The sequence below is a fragment of the Marinilactibacillus sp. 15R genome (assembly GCF_001895285.1).
GTDB classification, from domain to species: domain Bacteria; phylum Bacillota; class Bacilli; order Lactobacillales; family Carnobacteriaceae_A; genus Marinilactibacillus; species Marinilactibacillus piezotolerans.
In genome coordinates, this window is the sequence record NZ_CP017761.1 from 587,115 (window position 1) to 609,465 (window position 22,351).

The following is a 22,351-nucleotide window of genomic DNA, read 5'->3' on the forward strand; positions in this document are numbered from 1 at the left end:
GCCAAATTTATTCACTCTCCCTAACAATCTTCCCATTTGATACTTTAAAAATACGGGGGTCATTCAATAACTCTTTTTTAACGCCATCCAGACTTGTGGTCGTTAAGAATGTTTGGACTTTATCTTGAATTGATTTAAGTAAATGAGTTTGACGATCATCATCTAATTCACTCAGTACATCGTCCAATAATAAAACGGGGTATTCCCCCGTTATTTCAAACATTAATTCAATTTCTGCCAGTTTTACACTTAAAGCAGTTGTTCTTTGTTGTCCTTGAGATCCGAAAGTCTGAACATTCTTTTCATTGATGTAAAAGCGGAGGTCATCTCTATGGGGGCCACTGACCGTAGTTCCTTGATCTATTTCTCTTTGCTGATTTTTTTTGAATTGTTCTAACAAATCCTGCATCAGTTGCTTTTTATCCGTTTCAGGTTTTACTGACAAGGATGATGCATATTCAATGCGTAGTTCTTCTTTTTCTTGAGAAATATCTCTATGAATCGGTTGAGCCCACTCTTCTAAACGTTTAGTAAATTTAAAGCGTTCACTTAGTACTTCTGCACCTTCGGCAGCCAGCTGTTCATTAAGCACTTCTAAATAAGTCTGATCTAATTTATCTTTAAACCTAACCTGCTTGAGGTACTGATTCCGCTGCTTAAGGATTTTCTGGTATTCAACTAGATGATGGAGATAGATAGGACTCATCTGCCCCATTTCCATATCCAGAAATTTTCTTCGTACAGAAGGTGCACCTTTGACTAAAGATAAATCTTCAGGCGCAAATAAAATAACGTTCAAATGTCCTATATATCCGCTCAACTTCTTTTGCTCAAGACGATTTAATTTTGCCTTCTTTCCCTTTTTAGAAAGAACAATCTCCAATGGGAAACTACTTTGGTTTTTCTCGATTTGACCAGTAACTTTTGCAAATTCCTGCTCCCAGCCAATCAATTCTTTATCATTAGCGGTCCGATGACTTCTAGCCATTGCTAATACGTAGATACTTTCCATCATATTCGTTTTTCCTTGAGCATTTTCACCTAAAAAAACATTGATATTTTTAGAGAACTCAACTTCAGCTTTATCATAATTCCGGTAACCTGTCAGTCGAAGATCTTTCAAATACATTAGGCATCCTCTTGTTTTAACGACTCTACTACAAAGCTGCCAACTTCTGGAATATCTACTACAGTACCGTTATAAAGCTTTTTGCCTCTTCTATTTTCAAGTTCTCCGTTTACGTATACCTCAAACTGTTCTAAAAATGGTTTTGCCATTCCACCACTTGAGATTACATTCGCATGCTTTAGAAACTGTCCTAAAGTAATATATGCGTCTTCAATTTGAATTGGGGTGTTCACCACTATCGGCTCCTTAAAATAAGAAATCTTTTTACTGTTCCTAATCGTAATTTTTATCATAACTATACTTAATTTATTATAACCCAAAAACCAGTCCAATACAAATTTTAGTGGGAAATAATGGCCTCTGATAGATTTTTTATATAAAAAAAGAAATATCATTTTTTTTATTAAACACGCTCAGAATTCAAAAATAAGCAGAATTTATAATGTGACCTCCAATTTTCCTGTATAAACAAAAAAATCCTAGACTTAGAAGAAAGTAAGGTTACGCTGTCTTCTTAATCTAGGATCATTCAAATGGAATCTATCAGGCTTATGAAGTACGAATTGGTGTAATCAGTTGAATAAATTCTCTGTTGTCATCACTTGGCACCAAGACAAATGGTCTTAAAGTTGAAATTAGCTTTAATGTGATCTCTACAGGACCAAAAGTATTCAATGCTGCTTTTAAGTAATCAGGGTTAAATGAAATTTCCATTTCTTCTCCATCAATATTCTTAAATGAAACATTTTCGTTTACACGACCAACTTCTGGAGAATTTCCAGTAATTTCAATTTCATCTTTACTTACAGATAACTTTACGACATTATTTTTACCTTCATGAGATAAAAGAGAAGCACGTTCAACTGCTCCAAGCAACACTTGTGCATCAAGAGTAATTTGAGTTGAAGAAGTTTCTGGAATCAAACGGTCAGTATCAGGATAATTACCTTCTAGTAAGCGAGAATAAAAATACGTATCTTCTGTCTTGAATAAAATCTGATTTTCTGCAATCGCTACTGTAATCTCGTCTAATGTGTCATCTAGTAATCTAGATAATTCCTGCAGACTTTTCCCTGGTATAACAATGTTATAAGAAAAGTCTCCAGCTGATTCTAACGGTATTACTCGCTGACTTAAACGATGACTATCAGTTGCAACAGCTTTTAGTTTTCCTTCTTTAAGAGACAGATTTACTCCAGTTAGAATAGGACGACTTTCATGTGAAGAAACAGCTATAACTGTTTGTTTTACAATGGTTTTCAGTAATTGAACAGGAAGTGTAAAAGCCTGATCAGTATCAATTTCTGGTAAATGTGGATAGTTTGCAGCATCTAATCCATTAATTAAAAAAGATGACGAAGATGACTTAATTGCTGTCTGAACACGATCCATTACTTCTACAGAAAATGTTTCATCTGGTAATTTATTGACAATATCGCTAAAAAAACGAGCAGGTTGTAAGACAATACTACCTTCTTCTTCGATTCTTAATGTAGCTTTTTCATCATGTATGGAAATTAGTGTTTCAATAGAAATGTCTGAGTTACTACCTGTTAATTTTATTCCTTCTGAATCTGCAACAAGTTTTATCCCTGTTAGTATTGGAATCGTTGTTCTTGAAGAAACAGCGAGTTGAACATCTTTAAGCTTTTTTAAAAAAGCTATTCTATTAACTGTAAATTTCATAAAATCCCTCCGTGCATTTTATTATTATAATTATAGCATAATGATCTAATTGTTTAGGTTTAAGCTCTATAATTTCTTGACGACATAGTTATATATATTTATATAAATAATATAGTAATAGTAGTAGGGCCTGTGTATACTGTGGAAAAGTAAAAAAAGCTTAGAAACAATAGTTTTCCACTTGTGGATAATCTGTGGGTAACTTTGTGCAGAAACAATAGAGTTATACACAAGTTGAGAAATCAAATACTTTCCCCTTATTGGAGACTTTTTTTGATTTGTTCAATTTCATGTTTTAATTCATCATCTTTATTCAATGCTTTTTCTATTTTTTCATAAGCATGTATAACTGTAGTATGATCTTTACCGCCAAATTCTTTTCCAATTTTAGGTAAAGAGTTATTTGTCATTTCTCTAGAAAGATACATGGCAATCTGCCTAGGTAATACGATCTGACGGACTCGTTTCTTTCCTTTCAAGTCAGCTAAAGTAATTTGATAAAATTTGCTGACTACTTGTTGGATCGTTGCAATCGAAACGTCTAGATTTTTATCTTTTTTAACCATACTTTTTAAGGCATCAGCTGCTAGACTCGTTGTAATGTCGTTTCTTTGAATAGCAGAATATGCCTGTACTCTAACTAGCGCACCTTCTAACTCACGAATATTTGAGTCGATTTGCCCAGCTATATAGCTTAGTGTGTCGTTGGGTATCTCAAGACCTTCAGCATTTGCTTTTTTTCGTAAAATAGCAATTCTCGTTTCTAGATCAGGTGGAGTAATATCCACAGAAAGCCCCCATGCAAACCTCGAAACTAGTCTTTCTTGAAGTTTTGGAATCTCATTTGGTAATCGATCACTAGTTAGAACAATTTGTTTGCGATCATCATATAATGCATTAAATGTATGGAAAAATTCTTCTTGTGTTCCTTCTTTATCTGCAAAAAACTGAATATCATCCACTAATAATAGGTCTACGTTTCTATATTGCTGTCTGAATTTCTCTTGTGTTCTATTTTGAATAGAATTGATAAAGTCATTTGCAAAATTTTCGCTTGATACATATTTAATCTTGGCATTTGGATTAATCTGCAGATATTGATGACCGATTGCGTGCATTAAATGTGTTTTTCCAAGTCCGACTCCTCCATAGAAGAATAAAGGATTATAGATTGTTCCTGGTTCTTCGGCTACAACTAGAGCAGCTGCGTGTGCCATCTGATTTCCTTTACCAATAACAAAAGTATCAAAAGAATATTTACTATTTAAGGTACTGGATACCATGCTGATATGATCAAAAGATTCTCTCTTTTGAGGTTCTTTATTTTCTTCATGGTTAGCCTGTTCTTCTGATGTGACAAAAAGAGGTGAAATTTCACGTCCAAAATACTCATATAAGTACTCTACCATTCTGGTAGTCAGGTTATTTTGCCAATATTCCTTATGTAAAGTGGATGGAACTTCTATAGTAACGGAATTATCGGTAACTCGGACGAGGTTAGCGCTTTGAATCCATGTATCGTAACTAACTTTTGAAAGAGACTGTTTAAATTTATCCTGTAAATGTATCCACAATGGATGCGGGTTGTTCATCATGTTCCTCCTCGTCTCAGTAAGTGTTTTTTTATTTTATCACGTATGAGAGAAGTTTTCCACAGTTGAATAAAAATGTTAATAAAAAATCCATAGGGTGTGAAGTGACTTATCCACAGACAAGAGGATAAATAGAATATTGAAAGAAAATAAAAAGAAATGAACAAGGAATGTGGATAACTTTTCGGGGTAAAACCCTACACGAAAAGTATTTAAAAGGGTTATGCACAGTCCGTTTGCGCTTGTTGATAACTTTGTTAACAGGTTGTGATCTTGTGGAAAATGCTAGTATAAGCTTGTTGATAGAAAAAAGTTGTTATAAGGTTATGCTCAAGGCTGTGGATAACCTTTAAGAAAAAAGTGAACTATAAGAATATGGATTCTATCTAACCAAGAGAATGTTTGTCAAAAATCTAAAGGGAGACTTGACAAACTGCTTTACTTTACTTAATATAATATAGTCTGTCTATGTTATGATGCAAAATTTAGATAGCATTTTGTAACCTTTAAATAGTAAACAGAGATATTGGAATGATTCAGGAGGTGTATGATCAATGTCACAACAAGGATTAACATATCAACCTAAAAAACGTAAGCGTCAAAAAGTACACGGATTCCGTAAACGTATGAGTACTAAAAACGGACGTAGAGTATTGAAAGCAAGACGTCGTAAAGGAAGAAAAAGAATTTCAGCATAAGAAATAATAGGCGACGATAGCTTCTTATTACAATATAAGAGCTTGTCGCCTTTTTTTGTTTTCTGTAATTTTATTTGAGCCAAGAAAGAAAAAGTTTGAGCAGAGGAAGGTGAAGACTGTAATGAAAAAAGCTTATCGTGTTAAAAAAGAAGCGGATTTTCAAAAAGTCTTCCATCAAGGTAAGTCCGTTGCGAACCGACAGTTTGTTGTCTATGTTTTAGATAAACCTGATCAAAATCATTTTAGAGTAGGGATTTCTGTAGGGAAAAAAATCGGCAATGCACCTGTTCGAAATGAAATCAAAAGAAAAATTAGACATGCATTAATGGAGTTCGATCAGAAAAGTGAATTGAAACATAATAAAGATTTTCTAGTAATTGCAAGAAAACCTACAGCAGATATGTCTTTTTTTGAAGTGAAAAAAAGTTTGAATCATGTATTGAGATTAGCTAAAATGATGTAAAATAGTTCAATAATTATCAGCCATAATTTACAAAATAAGGATGTTTAATTGACTTATTTTGATTTATAATAGATTTAGCGCACAAGAATTTGGAAAAGAGGAAAATAATTGTCTAACATATTTAAAAAACGTAAGCGATTGCTGTTAATGTTCAGTATGCTTGGATTAGTTCTATTTTTAGCTGCTTGCGGTACAAGTGATGTAACAGCAGATAGTGAAGGTTTCTGGGATGGTATCATCATTTATAACTTTGCTCGTTTTATTATATGGGTTTCTAGTATATTTGGAGATAACTACGGTATTGGGATTATCATTGTGACAATCATTATCAGAGCGTTATTGATACCAATCACGCATTTCCAGCAGAAAAACATGCAGCAAATGAATGAAATCAATCCTCAATTGACAGAATTAAGAGAAACTTACTCTGCAAAAGATGCAGAGACGCAAGAAAAATTGAGAGAAGAACAACAGCGATTATATAAAGAAGCAGGAGTTAATCCGTTTTTGGGTTTCTTGCCTTTACTGGTTCAGATGCCAGTGTTTATCGCTTTATATCAATCTGTTAATAGAACACCTATTTTGGCAACGGGAGATTTCTTGTGGGTCAATTTAGGAGCACCCGACCCACTATATATTTTACCGATTCTGGCAGGGTTATTCACTCTTGCTAATTCTCATTTAATGAGTATGGGAAGACCACAAGCAGGTGGAAAATTTATCACTTATATCATGCCATTATTTATTGTGCTGATAACGTTTAGGCTATCTAGTGCATTGGCATTATACTTTGTAGCATCAAATGGGTTTGCCGTATTACAAACTTTATTATTACAAAATCCTTTCAAAATCCGCAAAGAACGAGAATTAAAGGAACAAAAACAACGCGATGCAGAAGTTGAGCGTAGGAGAGCGCTGAGAAAAGCTCAAAAATTGGGTCGAAATGTACGTAAGTAATCCAAATGTTACTGTTTTGATATTGTTTAGAATAGAATAAAATTACCTAGCGTTGAACGGAGGGCATTATTCGTGATAGATAAATATACAGCACAAGCACCAACAAAAGAAGCAGCGATCGAAAAAGGATTAAAAGCTTTGGGATTAAAAAGAGAAGATGCAGAAATCATTGTTACAGAGCCTGGGAAGAAAGGATTCCTAGGGATTGGACAAAAAGATGCAGTTGTAGTTGTTAAAAGAACAGTTGCGACAAATATTATGGATGAGGTTTTTATAACCCCAGCTCCTAAAAAAGCGCCTGTCAAAACAGAAATAGCGTCTTCGGGTTTTCGTTCAGAACAGTTTGTAGGTGAAGATAATCAAAAAGAAGCTTTTGCAACTAATGAAAGAGAGCAGTTTGAATCTGAATCAAAAGCGTCTGCAGAATCAGTAGTACCAACTTATGAAGAAGGTGCTAAATCAGCTGATGTTGTGGAATCCGACGAAGTGGAAGCAATAGAACCAGTTATTTCTGAAGAAGAAATAAAAGCTAAAGAAGAGAAAGATACAAATGGAATTCAATTCGTGGCTGATTATCTAAAAGATATAACTAAAAAAATGGGTATAAATGACGTTGATGTAAATGTGTCTAGGGAAGGTAAAAAAGTTCAGTACAATATCGAAACAGAAGATGCCGGATTAGTTATCGGTCGTCATGGTAAAGTATTGAACAGTTTACAGACTCTTGCTCAGATTCAGTTACATCAAGTGGCAGAAACAAAGTTTTTTGCAAAAGTAGATGCAGAAGCTTATAGAGATCGTCGTCAAAAAACTGTGGAGCACTTGGCTAAAAGAACGGCTGACAAAGTAAAACGAACGAAAAGGCCTGTCATATTAGAACCAATGCCAGCGCATGAAAGAAAATTGATCCATAGATACTTGAATCATCATCAAGGCATTCAAACCCATTCAGAAGGTAAAGAACCACATCGTTACTTAGTCGTGGAACCGACAGAATGATATTTAGTTAAAGGAACTTACGAAATCCTATTCCATTAAATAGACGAAATAGCTATTTGGTGAAGTAGGTTCGGAGTTTCTTTTTTTTGATTTCGACAACCGAGTATGGAGAATGTATAATAAAAGAAAAATTCAGAAATGTAGGATAATTCCATGAATATTGCAGAAGTTATTGCTCTAGTAAACACAAATAGAGGAAATGGGAAAAAAGAAAATTTAAATCGGATGCATCTATTGATGGATAAGTTAGGAAACCCTCAAAAACGGTTGAAATTCATCCATATTGCTGGCACAAATGGTAAAGGAACAACTGCTGCATTTATCGCATCGATTTTGGAAGAAACATCCTTGAAAACGGGGCTATTTACTTCTCCTCATTTAGAGGTGATTAATGAAAGAATTAAAATTGATCAGCAAAATATTTCAGATGAAGCATTTATTCAGTTTACAGAACGAGTGGTGCTATCTGTTGAAGAAGTAGAATTAGAGCTTTCAGAAAAACTATATTCATTTGAAATCCTTACAGCTATAGCACTGCTGTATTTTGCAGAACAGGAATGCGATATGGTTATTCTGGAAACGGGAATCGGTGGCAGACTAGATTCTACAAATGTTATTCAATCACCTGAAGTAGCGGTTATTACGTCAATAGGCTTGGATCATATGGCGATGCTTGGTAATACAGCAGAAGATATTGCAAAAGAAAAAGCTGGAATCATCAAAAATGGCAGTACGGTTATTACATGTTTCTTAGAAGGTTCTCTTAGAGAAATTTTTAAATGTAAAGCAACACAAGAACGTGCGTCTTTATTAATGATTAATCCGAAAGATATTGAAGTTGTTTCAGCTTCTATAAAGGGTCAACTATTCAGATATAAAGATTTCAAAAAATTAATGATTCGCATGATTGGAGAACATCAGCTATCGAATGCAGCAATAGCTATAGAAGTGGCGATAGCTCTACAAAATAAAGGATATGATTTAACTGATCAATCAATAAAAGCAGGATTAGAGAAAGCCTTCTGGGCTGGAAGAATGGAAACGTTGCTAGAGGATCCGATTGTCATAACTGACGGAGCTCATAATGAGCAAGGCGTTGCACTGCTCAGTAAAAATCTCCGTACATTATTTCCAGATAAAAAATTCACTTTTGTTGTAGGCATGATGAGAGACAAAGCTTATATGGATATGATTAAAAGAATTGGAGATTTAGCAAATCTGTTTATAACCGTTTCTCCAGATCCTTGGAGAGGGTTTGATGCAGAAACAGTTGCTTCTGACTTAAGAGAAAGAGGGTACCTAGCTCGCTCAGCGAAACAGACTTTCGAAATAATTGACTATATTCAAAATAAAGCAAGTAAAGATGAAATGATTATAGTTTTCGGTTCTCTGTATTTAGTTGGAGAATTGAGAAAACTATTACTTCATTAAAATGATTTACTCTGAAATTTGGAGCTTAATAATATGCGAATGACTGGTTTGAGTTCGGGAATTACTGAACTTAAGCCAGATTTTTTTATTTTTTTGAACAATATAAAATAATTTTAATTTATTTTTAAAGTTAATTATGTGTGCATTTTATAAATATTTTAGACAGGAAGAAGATGATTCTATAGAAAGGGGTGGAAAAATATAATATATATTGAAATCTAAGATAAAACGCTTGCAATCGAGAATGTTTTACAGTATTATAATTTTAGAAGTTAACTTGTATATACAAGTTGTCGAAAATAAATTTTTAGGAGGAAAAAACATGGCAGATTTTAAGAATGACGCAAAAGAGTTGCTGGATGCCATTGGCGGAAAAGAAAATGTCAATGCGGTCACTCATTGTGCCACTCGTATGCGTTTTGTTCTAGATGATCCATCTGGTGCAGATGTCAAAAGAATAGAAGATATTCCATCTGTAAAAGGAACTTTTACTCAGGCCGGTCAGTTTCAAGTTATTATTGGTAATAGGGTAGCGGATTTTTATAATGAATTTTCAGATGTTTCCGGACTTGAAGGAGTTTCTAAAGATGATGTGAAAAGTGCTGGAGCGAAACATATGAACTGGCTACAAAGATTGATGGCTGCATTAGCTGAAATCTTTACGCCACTTATTCCCGCAATTATTATTGGTGGTTTAATTTTAGGATTCCGTAATGTATTGGAAGGAATCGCATTTGAATCATTAGGGGATCAAACAATTGTTGCAACGTCTCAATTCTGGGCAGGGGTAAATGATTTCTTGTGGCTTCCGGGTGAAGCGATTTTCCATTTCTTACCTGTAGGGATTACCTGGAGTGTGACTAGAAAAATGGGAACGACTCAGATTCTAGGAATTGTTCTAGGGATTACATTAGTTTCTCCGCAATTATTGAATGCATATGGTGTTCAAGAAATTCTAGCAGGAGATGTACAAACTTGGGACTTCGGATTTTTCCAATTAGATAAAATTGGTTACCAAGCTCAAGTCATTCCAGCAATGATGGCTGGTTTCTTACTTGCTTATCTTGAAAAATGGTTACGTAAAGTCATACCTGAAGCCATTTCAATGATTTTTGTTCCATTATTTGCATTAGTACCAACGATTTTTATTGCTCATGCAGTAATTGGACCAATTGGCTGGACACTAGGAACTGGATTATCTCAAGTAGTAAACTGGGGACTATCTGGAACCTTTAACTGGCTATTCGGATTTGTATTCGGTGGATTATATGCACCACTTGTTATAACTGGTTTACACCACATGTCTAATGCGATCGATTTACAACTAGTGGCTGACTATGGTGGTACGAATTTGTGGCCAATGATTGCATTGTCTAATATTGCTCAAGGATCAGCAGTTTTAGGTATGATTATCATGCACTGGGGTAATAAAAAAGAAGAACAAGTATCTATTCCTGCTGCTATTTCAGCGTATCTGGGCGTAACAGAACCGGCTTTATTCGGAATTAATATCAAATTTGTTTATCCTTTTGTGGCTGGAATGATCGGATCAGCATTTGCAGGCATGATCTCAGTTGCTCTAGGTGTAACAGCTAACTCAATTGGAGTCGGAGGTTTACCTGGATTCTTGAGTATTCAAACGGATTCAATGATTGGATTCTTTATTGCGATGGCTGTAGCCTTCTTTGTTCCAATTATATTGACCATTTTCTTTGAGAAAAAAGGAATCTTAACTAAATGGGAAAATAATCATTTACCAATTCCTAAGTTAGGACAGTAGGAGATAATTTAAGCTTTTGTAGTGATCTTTGATTGATGATAAGATTACTATTAAGATACCAAAGCGTTAAAAGAACTTGAGAAAGGACTGGTTCTACAAGGCCGGCAAACGTCTATCTTAATATAGACCGATAAGCGGTACTTGTACCTCAGTCCTTTTTTATAATCTAGAAAGGACAGAAAATATGACAACTTTTCATGATAAAGTCATTTATCAGATTTATCCAAAATCGTTCAAGGATACAGATGGAAATGGGGTAGGAGACTTAAGAGGAATCATTGAAAAACTCCCTTATCTAGAAGATTTAGGCGTAGATATGCTCTGGTTGAATCCCTTCTACAAATCTCCTCAGAATGACAATGGATATGATGTAGCAGATTATACATCTATTGATCCACTTTTCGGTTCATGGGCTGATTTTGATACATTAGTACAAGAGGCCGAAAAACGGGGGATTACTTTAATGCTGGATATGGTATTGAATCATACCTCTACTGAACATGAGTGGTTCCAGAAAGCTTTATCAGGGGATAAAAAGTATCAGGATTATTATATATTAAGAGAAGCACAGCCAGATGGGAGCCTGCCAACGAACTGGAAATCTAAATTTGGTGGACCAGCATGGTCAAAATTTGCTGATACTGATTTATACTATTTACATTTATACGATAAAACTCAAGCTGACCTTAACTGGCGAAATCCAGATATGCGAAAAGAACTATATGAAGTAGTCAATTTCTGGCTTGAAAAAGGTGTCAAAGGATTGAGGTTTGACGTAATCAATGTGATCGGTAAGGCAGAAGTGCTGGAGGACGCAGTGGATGGTGTTGGAAAGTCTCATTATACAGATACACCAATTGTCCACGATTATATTAAAGAATTAAGCCAGGAAACTTTTGGTAAATGTGATGATGTTATTACAGTAGGAGAAATGAGTTCGACTACTGTTAAAAACGGAATCAGATATTCTACTCCTGAAAGTAATGAATTATCTATGATTTTCAGCTTCCACCACTTAAAAGTTGATTATAAAGACGGTGAAAAATGGACAAAGACCCCATTTGACTTTATAGAGTTGAAAAGATTATTGGATGAATGGCAAAGAGGAATGGATGAAGGCGATGGATGGAATGCAGTCTTTTGGAATAACCATGACCAGCCTCGTGCTAACAGTCGCTTTGGAGATGTTGAAAATTATCCGATTGAAACTTCTACCATGCTTGCACAAACCATTCATTTGCTTAGGGGAACGCCTTATATCTATCAAGGTGAAGAAATTGGAATGACAAATCCAAACTATAATCAGATTGAAGATTACGTAGATATTGAAACACATAATGCCTATAAAGAACTGAAAGAAAAGGGCCTTGCAGAAAATGAGATTATGGAAATCATTCAAGAGAAATCTAGAGATAATTCTCGGACACCAATGCAATGGAATAAAGAGAAAAATGCAGGATTTTCTAGTGGAGAACCTTGGCTGAAAGTATCTGAAAACTTTACAGAATTAAATACTGAAAATGAAATAGTCAGTAAACAAATTCGAGATTATTACAAGAAACTGATTCAATTACGTAAAGAATATCCGATTATCCAAGAAGGATCATATGAACCGTTTGAACTTGGACATCAGAGTGTGTTTGGATATATAAGAAAATATGAAGATAAAAAACTATTAGTTTTGAACCATTTTTATGCAGATGAAGCCATCGTTAAAATCCCAAAAGAATTATTAGATATGGATGCAAGTTATTTAGTTGGAAACAGAAACGAACGTATTCTCGAAGAACCATTTATGATGCAGCCATACGAAACTGTTGCATTTTTATTAAATTAATTAAATGATAAACGAAAGAGTCTTTTGGACAGTAGAGCCCTTACTGTCAAAAGGCTCTTTTTATTTATGCAAATTATATTAACGATTAGAAAAACTTGTGTATATTTTTAGATTATTTGATCTTTGACTCTCATCAATTAAGGTGCTATCATTTAATTTCGTGAGAGGTTTATAATATTTTTTGGGGAGAAGGATACAAAGTGGAAATTATTCGTTTAATAGGTATTTTAATTATTGTTGTTGGATTTATTTTTAAGTTTGACACGATTGCAGTTGTCTTAATCGCTGCTTTGGTAACAGCACTAGTTTCTGGTATATCATTTTTTGAATTTCTTTCATTAATGGGAGAAGCTTTTGTAAGCAATCGATTAGTAACGTTATTCTTGTTAACACTTCCAATGATTGGAATTGCTGAAAGAGCAGGGTTGCGCCAGCAAGCTGTTCATATATTGGAAAAAATCAGTGGGATTACTGCAGGTCGCTTATTCTCGATCTATATGGTGTTTAGAGAATTAGCGGGCACTTTTTCTATTCGCATGCAGGGGCATACACAATTTGTCCGTCCATTGATCGAACCTATGTCTCAAGCAGCTGCTAAGACAAAATATGGAGAAATCAGTGAGAAAGATTCAGAAAGAATTAAAGCGCGTTCTGCAGCAACTGAGAACTTCGGAAACTTTTTTGCGCAAAATACGTTTGTAGCAGCGTCAGGCGTTCTCTTGATTACAAGTACACTAGAATCATTAGGATACGCTATTTCACCTGTAGATATTGTTGTCGCAACTGTACCAGTTGCTTTGATGGCGCTCGTTATTGTTATCATTTCTAATATTTTATTTGACCGTAGTATGCAACGTAAGTACGGCCAAGTTAACCAAGATAAGAAAGAAGGTAAATAATAATGGAGACATTTATAAACAATTTATTAGAGTTCTTTTTTATTCTGGTTGGATTACTACTAGGTTATGTCGCATTTAAAGTGGCGATGGATAAAACACATCCTACTAGGCTAGGCACTTCAATATTCTGGTTATTACTTGGAATTGTGTTTGCAATCGGAAACTTTATCCCTTCAGTCGTCAATGGTGCGATCTTGATGATTGTAGGTATATTGACTTTAACTAAACAAGTTAGAATGAATCAGGTAAAAGAAGTTAAAGAAGCGGAAGCTGAAGCTTCAAGTAAACGCCTAGGTAACCTTATCTTTGTTCCAGTCGTTACACTTGCAGTCGTAGCAGTTGGCGTTGCACAGTTTACCCCACTTGGTGGACAAGCTGGGATTGGAATCGGAGCTGTTACTTCACTGATTGTAGCGATGATTATTACGAAGTCATCACCTAACGAAGCATTAGAAGATGGTAACAGAATGGTTCAACAAGTTGGAGCAGTAGGATTTTTACCGCAATTATTGGCTGCCTTAGGTGTTATTTTTACAGAGGCTGGTGTAGGGGATGTTATTGCTGATGCTATTTCAAGTTTCATTCCTCAAGGAAATCCTTTAATTGGGGTTATTGCCTATTCATTTGGCATGGTACTCTTTACAATGATCATGGGAAATGCATTTGCAGCTTTTACCGTTATCACCGCTGGAATCGGTATTCCGTTTGTTATCTCTCAAGGTGGAGATCCAGCTGTTGCGGGTGCTTTAGCTATGACCGTTGGATTCTGTGGAACTTTAATGACTCCAATGGCTGCAAATTTCAATGCTTTACCAGTAGCTTTACTAGAAATGAAAGATGATAATGGTGTAATTAAAGAACAAATTCCTATGGCATTGATTATGATCGTTTTCCATATTATCTTAATGTACTTCTGGGCATTCTAGAACGCATCGCTTACTTTTGTAAATTAATTTCTGATATAATAAAGCAAGAAAGGTAGAGATTATAATGAAAATATTAGTTACTGGATTCGATCCGTTTGGTGGAGAAAGCTTAAATCCGGCATGGGAAGCAGTTAAGAAGATTCCTGATACCATTAATGGAGCCGAAATAAAAAAAGTTATGATCCCCACAGTATTTTATAAAAGTGCTGAGGTTACAGAAAAAGCAATTGAGGAATTTCAACCTGATTATGTATTGAATATTGGACAAGCAGGTGGAAGATTTGAACTGACACCGGAACGTGTTGCAATAAATGTAGATGACGCAAGAATTCCTGATAATGAAACCAATCAACCGATTGATGTAGCAATCAAAGAAGATGGAGCGGCAGCTTATTTTACTCAGTTACCTGTAAAAGCAATGGTAACAGAAATGAAAAATGCAGGCGTTCCTGCATCTGTATCAAATTCAGCTGGGACTTTTGTATGTAATCATATCATGTATCAAGTACAATATATGATTGATAAGAAATATTCAAATATCAAAGCAGGGTTCATGCATGTTCCGTTTATTCCAGCCCAAGTGTTAGATAAACCTGGAAAACCGGCGATGAATCTTGAAGATATATCAAAAGGAATTACAAAAGCAGTCGAAGCAATCGTCGAATTTGACGGAAAACCAGACTTGAAAATAATTGGTGGAACAACTCATTAAGTAAGAAAAATTAAAAAGGGGAATTTATGTGTAATCCACATAAATTCCCCTTTTTCTAATTCAGTAAGTTTGTGGTCCACGTCGTCTGGCAAAGTCAACAAAGCGGAATTTATCTAAGCGATGACGGCTTTCAGTGTATTGGAATAGCCTAGTATCTTCTAAATGCACATCACTACGGGTAACGACAATATGATGATCCCCATGTAGAGACATCAGTCTGCGATCTTCTTCGGTAACAGGCTCTACAGTAAATTCTTTTCTTGCATAGCCAATCTTTAAACCAAGTTTATGTTCAATATAATAATATAATGAATTTTCGGCTTCTTCATCAGGAATTTCTTCAATTACCGAAGTCAGTAAGTAGTCTTTATCGAGTATGACGACTTCGTCATTAAGTTTTCTTGCTCTAATAACAGTGTGTACTTTAGTAGTTTCAGAAACCTTTAAGAATTCAGCAATATGTTTTGGAATCAAAGTGATTTTATTTTCAATTAGAATCGTTTGACTACCAATGTTTTGAGAATCTTGTAGTTCCTTGTAACTAGTTAATCCTGATATAGGAAAATTAAAACGTTTTACATCTAGTACAATAGATCCCTTCCCTTGCTTTTTCTGAATGTAACCATTCTCTAATAACAATGTTAGAGCTTTTCTAATTGTTTCGCGTGAAACATTGTATTGTTTTGTCAATTCATTTTCACTGGGGAGTAGTTCTCCGGATTTATATGTCTGATTCAAAATAGCTGATTCAATTTCTAAAAATATTTCGTGAAATTTGCTCACTTTATCCATTCCTTTGTTTCGTTCTTTATCAGATTTTACCATAGATCATACATTCTGCTCCATGTAAATTTTTTGATAGTCTATAAATAGGTTTTCGTCTATAATAGATAGTAATCCAATATCTTTGAAAGGTGCACATATGAAAAAATTCTTTTTTATCTTAATTATCTTAGTCAGTGCAGGAATAGGCGGTTGGACTGGCTATCATTCTTCTGAAGTGAACTCTGACCTAACGGAATTATGGTTTCAACTCGGATTTATTCTAATAGCAATAGGGTTATTTAGTATCGTTCATATTATTATCCATGAATTAGGGCATTTGATAGCAGCCAAACTTACTGGATATAGATTTTTATACTTTAGAGTGATGAGCTGGGCCCTTGTTAAAGAGCAAAGTAAATTTAGGATTGCTCGTTTTTCTATTGCAGGAACTGCTGGGCAATGTTTAATGATTCCACCAAGTAATGTAGAACCCATGCCTTATAAGCTTTATCTATGGGGTGGTGCACTGGCAAATTTTGCAGTAGGTCTTATAGGAATCGTTTTAAATGGATTTGTTTTTGACTCTCTTTACCTTTATATATTTAGTATAACAAGTTTGATATTTGGTATTATTAATCACTAGTGTTGCATAAAACTTAGAATAAATGATTTTTATATATTGTTACTTTAATCACAAGTAGTTTTCATTAAAATTTCCAAAAAAGTCAATTGCTGGCGCAAGGGATGACTTTTTCCAGAAATTTTTAGGGTTATTCAGTTGTCGCTTAGTCTATTTGCACTTTCTTTCACTTAACCAGGTGCGAACGATGCTTTGAAACACTCAAACGGTTCATACTGTAACGCTCTGATTTGTCTCAAAATTGTGAAGAGGCTTGATTTCAACCTTAATTCAAGTTTCATCAGTAACGTCAATAAGTAGACTATCATCGCAAGAATCACCTGATTCTCTACACCTTGTTCAGACTGTGAATAGTACGTTTTAATGGTCAAATGTTGTTTGATATGCTTGAAAAACAACTCGATCTGCCATCTTGATTGATACATTTTTCCGATGTCCTCTGCTGAAAGATCCATTCGGTTCGTCAGGATACGCAGATTCGATCGATGCTTACGTTCAATCGTTATTAAACGAAACAACCCCGTCAGGTAGGTCGATTTGCCCAGCTGAACCAATTGGTCACTGATAATCCCTGATTCATGAGACACTTCCAAGTGCGCTTGAACATGAACGGCTGTATTCTTTTTAATGCGGGAGACGAAAAAGTAGCCCTCCCAGTTCATTTGATCAAACTGAGTGAAATCCAGATACCCGCGATCAAAAACATAGGTCGCCCGTTTCTCATTAATAAAGACGTTCAAGTGATCATGGTCGTGTTCAGAGGCATTGGACAGTTCGAATTGTTCAGGGTGCACCCATCCTTCTTTCATATGACAGACTTTTAAGTGCAGTTTGATTCCCGACTTAGTCGGGCGAAACGTGCCCCAGGGATACCGCGTTCTATTCAGTGAAAAAGTGGACGAATCAATTAAGAACACTCTTTCTTTTGATTGCACCGCTGTTTTTTCATGAACCAGTGAAAGTAATTGCGTGAAAATATCCATCAATACGGAGGGTTCCATCTTTCGCAGGGCACGTGACAATTGAGAATAGCTAATAGACTCAATACCCATCACTTTTTTTAATTTTGGGTTGACCAACTGTTGATCCAAATGCCGTAGGCTATCGGTTTCATCATTAATCGCATAGAGAAAGAGTTTCAGTACTTTCTTAAACGTTAACTTTTTTGAATAGCGATTAAACTGACCGATAACCTGTCGAGACGTTTCACTTAATTTTTCTAAAGAAATGTACGAAAACCATTTATTTATGGTCATTTTTGTTTTATACTTATCCATGCTATAAGTCCTTTGTTTTGGTCTTGGATAAGTCATCCAACCCCATTATAAAGGACTTTTTTATGTGTTGAAACAGTTAAATTATTTAATGCAACACTAGTGATTATTAATATTTATCCATTCAGCTTTAATGATGGAAATACAGTGAAACATTTAAATAGAGATCCTGTCAAAAGACAGCAATTTTTCCAGCAATTAGAATTAGCTGGATCTTTTACCATAGGGAAAGAATTCGAAGCGGTAGACACCCAGTCTCTTATTGAAAATCCAAACGAACCAATTACAGAACAATATAATGCTTTTGTTACTCTTGCAAAAGTATACCGTGAACTTGAAAGAGAGAATTTCGGTCATGCCTTAGAAATCCTGGAACCACTGTGGCAGCAGCGAAATGATTTAGTTAAGCCTTATCAGATAGAAGTTATGAAAGAATATTTATTTTGTCATTTGACTCTAGGGTTACATGAGACTTCAATTCAAGATGAAATTTTACAAGATAAGCTGTTTAGAGAATACTTAAAAATAAAGCAGCTGGAAACTTATAGAATGCAGGCTGCTATTTCACTCTGGGTAGAGTATGATCTGAATCAAGCACAAGAATGGATTAGTAAAGCTAGAGATTCACTAAAACAGGCGCCTACCTATGCAGATAAAGCCCTCAATACAAAGCTGTTGAATTTCATTAGTCTGAAAGTCAAACAAGAAAAAGCAGAAAAAATAACGATGAACGGTATTGAATAAAGTGTTTTGAAATTTTTATACAGTGTGAATAAAGAGAGGCAAACTGTTCACAAAATACTATTAAAAAATAAGTGAATGAGTTGACTTTTAATAGTATTCCTTATATCATTTACTATGTTGATTAAGACAGAATAATAGATATTTAAATAATGGTAAAGTAGTGAAAGTGCTTTTCCACCTCAAACAACCTATTTGGATAGGTTTCATTGGGGTGGACCAGGCACTTTTTTTGTGAAGAAAAATAGGAGGTTTTTTTAAAAATGGCAATTGAATTTGATACGATAGCAGCGATTTCTACTCCTCCAGGTGAAGGCGGGATCGGGATTGTTCGAATCAGCGGCGATGAAGCTTTAGACATTGCGGACCGTGTTTACCAATTAGGTAATAAAACCTTAAAAGACCAGAAAACCCATACCATTCACTACGGTCATATCGTCAATCCGAAAACGGAAGAACAGATTGATGAAGTTATGGTCTCTATCATGAGAGCACCAAAGACCTATACACGTGAAGATGTAGTAGAAATTAATACACACGGCGGTGTACTGGCGGTTAATCAAGTCCTACAGACCGTTCTGCATAATGGTGCACGTCTGGCCGAACCAGGGGAATTTACAAAACGAGCTTTTCTAAATGGCCGTATCGATTTATCTCAGGCTGAAGCGGTCATGGATGTGATCCGTGCGAAAACTGATAAAGCCATGCATATGGCAGTTACCCAATTGGATGGGAACTTGTCTCGCTTAATCAGAAATTTACGTCAGGAAATCCTGAATACATTAGCGCAGGTTGAAGTAAACATCGATTATCCTGAATACGATGATGTAGAAGAAATGACTTCTCAGTTATTAGTCGAAAAAGCAAAGCAGGTAAAAGAACAAGTCAAAGAATTGCTGGAAACAGCCAGCCAGGGGAAAATCCTGCGTGAAGGGTTAGCGACAGCGATCATTGGTCGTCCAAACGTTGGAAAATCCAGCTTGTTGAATACGTTAATTAAAGAAGAGAAAGCAATTGTTACTGAAATTGCCGGAACGACTCGAGATGTTGTAGAAGAGTACGTCAGTGTTAAAGGTGTACCGCTTAGACTGATTGACACAGCGGGTATTCGTGAGACAGAAGATATTGTTGAACGAATCGGTGTAGAACGCAGTCGCAAAGCTTTAGCAGAAGCAGACCTTATTTTGCTGGTCTTTAATCAGAATGAGGCCTTGACAGCAGAAGATAAACTGCTGATCCAGGCCACAGATGAGCATCATAGAATCATTATTTTAAATAAAATGGATCTGGAAAATCATTTAGATTTAGAGGAACTAAAACAATTAGTGAACCCTGAAAGTATTGTTCCTACTTCTATTGTCACCCAAGACGGGTTAAATGATTTGGAAGCTAAAATTGCAGACCTGTTCTTCTCTGGTAAAACAGGTGAACGGGATGCAACTTATGTCTCAAACATTAGACACATTGCATTATTAAATGAAGCAGTAGATGCATTTGATGATGTAATCGAAGGAATTGAAACGGGAATGCCGGTTGATTTAGTACAGATCGATATGACAAGAGCCTGGGATTTGCTGGGGGAAATTACGGGAGACAGTGTGCAAGATGAATTGATTACGCAACTATTCAGTCAATTCTGTTTAGGAAAATAACCGTGAAAAATAAAAACGGATTTTAAATTAGAAAGGAATAACTTGATGCAAACTTATGAAGCTGGAAGATATGATGTTATTGTAGTCGGTGCTGGTCATGCAGGATCAGAAGCAGCTCTAGCAGCAGCTAGAATGGGTTCTGAAACGCTGCTCGTTACCATCAACCTCGATATGGTCGCACATATGCCGTGTAATCCATCAATTGGTGGACCTGCTAAAGGTATTGTTGTACGTGAAATGGATGCCTTAGGCGGCGAAATGGGTCGGAATATCGATAAGACCTATATTCAAATGCGTATGCTGAATACGGCTAAAGGACCGGCTGTACGCGCTTTGCGTGCGCAAGCGGATAAACACCTTTATTCGATTGAAATGAAACGTACGATTGAAAGTACAGAAAACTTGGATATGAAACAAGGCATCGTAGATGAATTGATCGTAGAAGACAATGTTATCCAAGGGGTTATTACGAATACCGGTGCTATCTACCGGGCAAAAGCCGTTATTTTAACTGCTGGAACCTCTTCTCGTGGGGAAATTGTAATTGGAGAATTGAAATATTCTTCAGGCCCGAATAATACGCAACCGTCTATCAAATTATCTGAAAATCTATTAGAGTTAGGATTCGATTTGGATCGTTTCAAGACAGGAACACCTCCGCGTATCCATAAAAATTCAATCAATTACGCTGTTACAGAAGAACAACCGGGAGATCCGGAACCTCATCACTTCAGTTTTGAGACACCAGATGAAAAGTATCTACAAGATCAAACGTCTTGCTGGTTAACATATACAAGTCCAACTTCTCATGAGATAATTCGTGAAAACCTGCATCGTGCTCCAATGTTTACAGGAATCGTTGAAGGGGTAGGCGCTCGTTACTGCCCGTCAATTGAAGACAAAGTCGTTCGTTTTTCTGACAAACCACGTCATCAGTTATTCCTGGAACCAGAAGGTGAAACAACAGACGAAGTTTACGTACAAGGGTTATCTTCTTCTCTACCAGAAGATGTACAGCTGGCGGTATTACATTCAGTAGAAGGTCTGGAAAACGCGAAAATGATGCGTACAGGATATGCAATCGAGTATGATGTCGTTAAACCGTATCAATTACGTCCTTCTCTAGAAACTAAACTGATCAGCGGATTATTCACAGCTGGCCAAATGAATGGAACATCCGGCTACGAAGAAGCGGGTGGACAAGGATTGATGGCTGGAATTAATGCAGCTCGTCTAGTTCAAGGCGAAGAGCCATTCGTTATGAAACGAAACGAAGGATATATCGGCGTCATGATTGATGATTTAGTAACAAAAGGAACGAATGAACCGTATCGTTTACTGACTTCACGGGCTGAATATCGTTTGTTGCTGCGTCATGACAATGCAGACTTCAGATTGAGCAAAATCGGTTACGATCTTGGTTTGTTATCAGAAGAGAGATACCAAAACTTCCTGGATAAAAAAGAACAAGTTGAAAAAGAATTGGCTCGTTTGCAAACTATCCGTTTGAAACCAAATGATGTGGCAGCATACCTTGAAGAAAAAGGCGAACCACAATTGAAAGACGGTATCTTGGTCTATGACTTTATCCGCCGTCCTTATGTGAAATATGCTGATATCATTCAATTTGCGCCAACAGAAACGACTTTGTCAAAAGAAGTGATGGAACAAGTTGAAATCTATATCAAGTATGAAGGCTATATTGAAAAAGCTTTCCGTAAAGCGGACAAAGTCAAACGTATGGAAAACAAACGCATTCCAGAAGGTATTGACTATTCAGCGATCAATGGAATTGCAACAGAAGCTATTGAAAAACTCACTAAAATCCAACCTGAAACGATTGCTCAAGCAAGCCGAATCAGCGGTGTAAATCCATCTGATATCTCAATTTTGATGGTTTATGTTGAACAAGGTAGTGTAGCAAAAGTATAAATAAAGAACTACAAACTAAATTGGATCCTAAAGTATAGGCATTAATAATGCACCTACATATAGGATCCAGTTTTTTATTGTCTAGGTTCTCTGTCAAACATACTAAGATTAGTAGTGTAATATCCACGACGGTGGATATGCACTACTATTTTTTTATATAGTAGAGGTGAAGATGAGGCCGTCAACGTTAGAAGACCATGAGTCTGCATGTCAAACTGGCCCCTTCACTATCCTTGAT

The 22,351-nt window shown here is 35.8% G+C and carries 20 protein-coding genes; 14 read left to right on the plus strand and 6 right to left on the minus strand.

Annotation, left to right across the window (positions count from 1 at the left end; translation table 11 throughout):
* Positions 1-7: 7 nt before the first annotated feature.
* From recF to dnaA, 4 genes are all read right to left on the minus strand, one after another.
* A complete protein-coding gene (recF, locus tag BKP56_RS02875) occupies positions 8-1,129 on the minus strand; it encodes a DNA replication/repair protein RecF (RefSeq protein WP_072693638.1) in 1,122 nt (373 codons plus the stop codon).
* Complete coding sequence (gene yaaA / locus BKP56_RS02880; RefSeq protein WP_072693639.1) at positions 1,129-1,362, minus strand: S4 domain-containing protein YaaA; 234 nt, start codon at positions 1,360-1,362, stop codon at positions 1,129-1,131. Before yaaA ends, recF begins: the two co-directional genes overlap by 1 nt.
* A 316-nt stretch (positions 1,363-1,678) precedes the next feature.
* A complete protein-coding gene (dnaN, locus tag BKP56_RS02885) occupies positions 1,679-2,815 on the minus strand; it encodes a DNA polymerase III subunit beta (protein WP_072693640.1) in 1,137 nt (378 codons plus the stop codon).
* A gap of 257 nt (positions 2,816-3,072) precedes the next feature.
* Entirely contained in the window at positions 3,073-4,407 is a 1,335-nt protein-coding gene (dnaA, locus tag BKP56_RS02890) for a chromosomal replication initiator protein DnaA (RefSeq protein ID WP_072693641.1), read from the minus strand.
* 554 nt (positions 4,408-4,961) lie between these two features.
* Here dnaA and rpmH point away from each other — a divergent pair.
* The 10 genes from rpmH to pcp all read left to right on the plus strand — a co-directional run bounded on the left by rpmH (position 4,962) and on the right by pcp (position 15,109).
* Positions 4,962-5,105 (plus strand): 50S ribosomal protein L34, encoded by a 144-nt coding sequence (gene rpmH, locus BKP56_RS02895; protein WP_072693642.1) that lies wholly within the window; start codon positions 4,962-4,964, stop codon positions 5,103-5,105.
* A 121-nt stretch (positions 5,106-5,226) separates the two neighbouring features.
* Positions 5,227-5,568 carry a ribonuclease P protein component gene (rnpA, locus tag BKP56_RS02900; RefSeq protein ID WP_072693643.1) on the plus strand — a complete coding sequence of 114 codons (342 nt, stop codon included), beginning with the start codon at positions 5,227-5,229 and terminating at the stop codon, positions 5,566-5,568.
* Positions 5,569-5,676: 108 nt separating this feature from the next.
* The gene (yidC, locus tag BKP56_RS02905; protein WP_232226924.1) at positions 5,677-6,525 is read left to right on the plus strand and encodes a membrane protein insertase YidC; all 849 of its coding nucleotides are present in this window, start codon (positions 5,677-5,679) and stop codon (positions 6,523-6,525) included.
* A 72-nt stretch (positions 6,526-6,597) separates the two neighbouring features.
* Positions 6,598-7,524, plus strand: a complete 927-nt coding sequence (gene jag, locus BKP56_RS02910; protein ID WP_072693644.1) for an RNA-binding cell elongation regulator Jag/EloR — start codon at positions 6,598-6,600, stop codon at positions 7,522-7,524.
* Positions 7,525-7,677: 153 nt separating this feature from the next.
* Positions 7,678-8,955, plus strand: coding sequence for a bifunctional folylpolyglutamate synthase/dihydrofolate synthase (locus BKP56_RS02915; RefSeq protein WP_072693645.1), 1,278 nt, complete (start codon positions 7,678-7,680; stop codon positions 8,953-8,955).
* Positions 8,956-9,277: 322 nt separating this feature from the next.
* Positions 9,278-10,735 carry a PTS system trehalose-specific EIIBC component gene (treP, locus tag BKP56_RS02920; RefSeq protein ID WP_072693646.1) on the plus strand — a complete coding sequence of 486 codons (1,458 nt, stop codon included), beginning with the start codon at positions 9,278-9,280 and terminating at the stop codon, positions 10,733-10,735.
* Between the two features lie 184 nt (positions 10,736-10,919).
* Complete coding sequence (gene treC / locus BKP56_RS02925) at positions 10,920-12,572, plus strand: alpha,alpha-phosphotrehalase (protein WP_072693647.1); 1,653 nt, start codon at positions 10,920-10,922, stop codon at positions 12,570-12,572.
* A gap of 200 nt (positions 12,573-12,772) precedes the next feature.
* Positions 12,773-13,471: a DUF969 domain-containing protein gene (locus BKP56_RS02930; RefSeq protein WP_072693648.1), complete on the plus strand. Its 699-nt coding sequence runs from the start codon at positions 12,773-12,775 to the stop codon at positions 13,469-13,471.
* A 2-nt stretch (positions 13,472-13,473) separates the two neighbouring features.
* The gene (locus tag BKP56_RS02935; RefSeq protein ID WP_072693649.1) at positions 13,474-14,397 is read left to right on the plus strand and encodes a DUF979 domain-containing protein; all 924 of its coding nucleotides are present in this window, start codon (positions 13,474-13,476) and stop codon (positions 14,395-14,397) included.
* Positions 14,398-14,461: 64 nt separating this feature from the next.
* A complete protein-coding gene (gene pcp / locus BKP56_RS02940; RefSeq protein ID WP_072693650.1) occupies positions 14,462-15,109 on the plus strand; it encodes a pyroglutamyl-peptidase I in 648 nt (215 codons plus the stop codon).
* A 60-nt stretch (positions 15,110-15,169) separates the two neighbouring features.
* On the opposite strand, the gene treR is transcribed toward pcp, so the two are convergent.
* A complete protein-coding gene (treR, locus tag BKP56_RS02945) occupies positions 15,170-15,892 on the minus strand; it encodes a trehalose operon repressor (RefSeq protein ID WP_072695935.1) in 723 nt (240 codons plus the stop codon).
* 124 nt (positions 15,893-16,016) lie between these two features.
* Between treR and BKP56_RS02950 the strand changes: the two genes are divergently transcribed.
* On the plus strand, positions 16,017-16,517 hold the full coding sequence (locus BKP56_RS02950; RefSeq protein WP_156849204.1) for a M50 family metallopeptidase: 501 nt from the start codon (positions 16,017-16,019) through the stop codon (positions 16,515-16,517).
* Between the two features lie 167 nt (positions 16,518-16,684).
* On the opposite strand, the gene BKP56_RS02955 is transcribed toward BKP56_RS02950, so the two are convergent.
* Positions 16,685-17,791, minus strand: a complete 1,107-nt coding sequence (locus tag BKP56_RS02955; protein ID WP_072693652.1) for an IS4 family transposase — start codon at positions 17,789-17,791, stop codon at positions 16,685-16,687.
* A gap of 99 nt (positions 17,792-17,890) precedes the next feature.
* Between BKP56_RS02955 and BKP56_RS02960 the strand changes: the two genes are divergently transcribed.
* From BKP56_RS02960 to mnmG, 3 genes are all read left to right on the plus strand, one after another.
* Positions 17,891-18,532, plus strand: coding sequence for a hypothetical protein (locus tag BKP56_RS02960; protein ID WP_156849205.1), 642 nt, complete (start codon positions 17,891-17,893; stop codon positions 18,530-18,532).
* A gap of 260 nt (positions 18,533-18,792) precedes the next feature.
* On the plus strand, positions 18,793-20,181 hold the full coding sequence (gene mnmE / locus BKP56_RS02965; protein ID WP_072693654.1) for a tRNA uridine-5-carboxymethylaminomethyl(34) synthesis GTPase MnmE: 1,389 nt from the start codon (positions 18,793-18,795) through the stop codon (positions 20,179-20,181).
* Positions 20,182-20,226: 45 nt separating this feature from the next.
* Positions 20,227-22,113, plus strand: coding sequence for a tRNA uridine-5-carboxymethylaminomethyl(34) synthesis enzyme MnmG (gene mnmG / locus BKP56_RS02970; RefSeq protein ID WP_072693655.1), 1,887 nt, complete (start codon positions 20,227-20,229; stop codon positions 22,111-22,113).
* Positions 22,114-22,351: the final 238 nt, after the last annotated feature.

What these genes read in the sequence shown, in the direction of transcription:
- recF (WP_072693638.1), bottom strand. Translation starts at nt 1,129, where the DNA reads ATGTATTTGAAAGATCTTCGACTGACAGGTTACCGGAATTATGATAAA.
- dnaN (WP_072693640.1), bottom strand. Translation starts at nt 2,815, where the DNA reads ATGAAATTTACAGTTAATAGAATAGCTTTTTTAAAAAAGCTTAAAGAT.
- dnaA (WP_072693641.1), bottom strand. Translation starts at nt 4,407, where the DNA reads ATGAACAACCCGCATCCATTGTGGATACATTTACAGGATAAATTTAAA.
- rpmH (WP_072693642.1), top strand. Translation starts at nt 4,962, where the DNA reads ATGTCACAACAAGGATTAACATATCAACCTAAAAAACGTAAGCGTCAA.
- rnpA (WP_072693643.1), top strand. Translation starts at nt 5,227, where the DNA reads ATGAAAAAAGCTTATCGTGTTAAAAAAGAAGCGGATTTTCAAAAAGTC.
- BKP56_RS02915 (WP_072693645.1), top strand. Translation starts at nt 7,678, where the DNA reads ATGAATATTGCAGAAGTTATTGCTCTAGTAAACACAAATAGAGGAAAT.
- treP (WP_072693646.1), top strand. Translation starts at nt 9,278, where the DNA reads ATGGCAGATTTTAAGAATGACGCAAAAGAGTTGCTGGATGCCATTGGC.
- treC (WP_072693647.1), top strand. Translation starts at nt 10,920, where the DNA reads ATGACAACTTTTCATGATAAAGTCATTTATCAGATTTATCCAAAATCG.
- BKP56_RS02935 (WP_072693649.1), top strand. Translation starts at nt 13,474, where the DNA reads ATGGAGACATTTATAAACAATTTATTAGAGTTCTTTTTTATTCTGGTT.
- pcp (WP_072693650.1), top strand. Translation starts at nt 14,462, where the DNA reads ATGAAAATATTAGTTACTGGATTCGATCCGTTTGGTGGAGAAAGCTTA.
- BKP56_RS02955 (WP_072693652.1), bottom strand. Translation starts at nt 17,791, where the DNA reads ATGGATAAGTATAAAACAAAAATGACCATAAATAAATGGTTTTCGTAC.
- mnmE (WP_072693654.1), top strand. Translation starts at nt 18,793, where the DNA reads ATGGCAATTGAATTTGATACGATAGCAGCGATTTCTACTCCTCCAGGT.
- mnmG (WP_072693655.1), top strand. Translation starts at nt 20,227, where the DNA reads ATGCAAACTTATGAAGCTGGAAGATATGATGTTATTGTAGTCGGTGCT.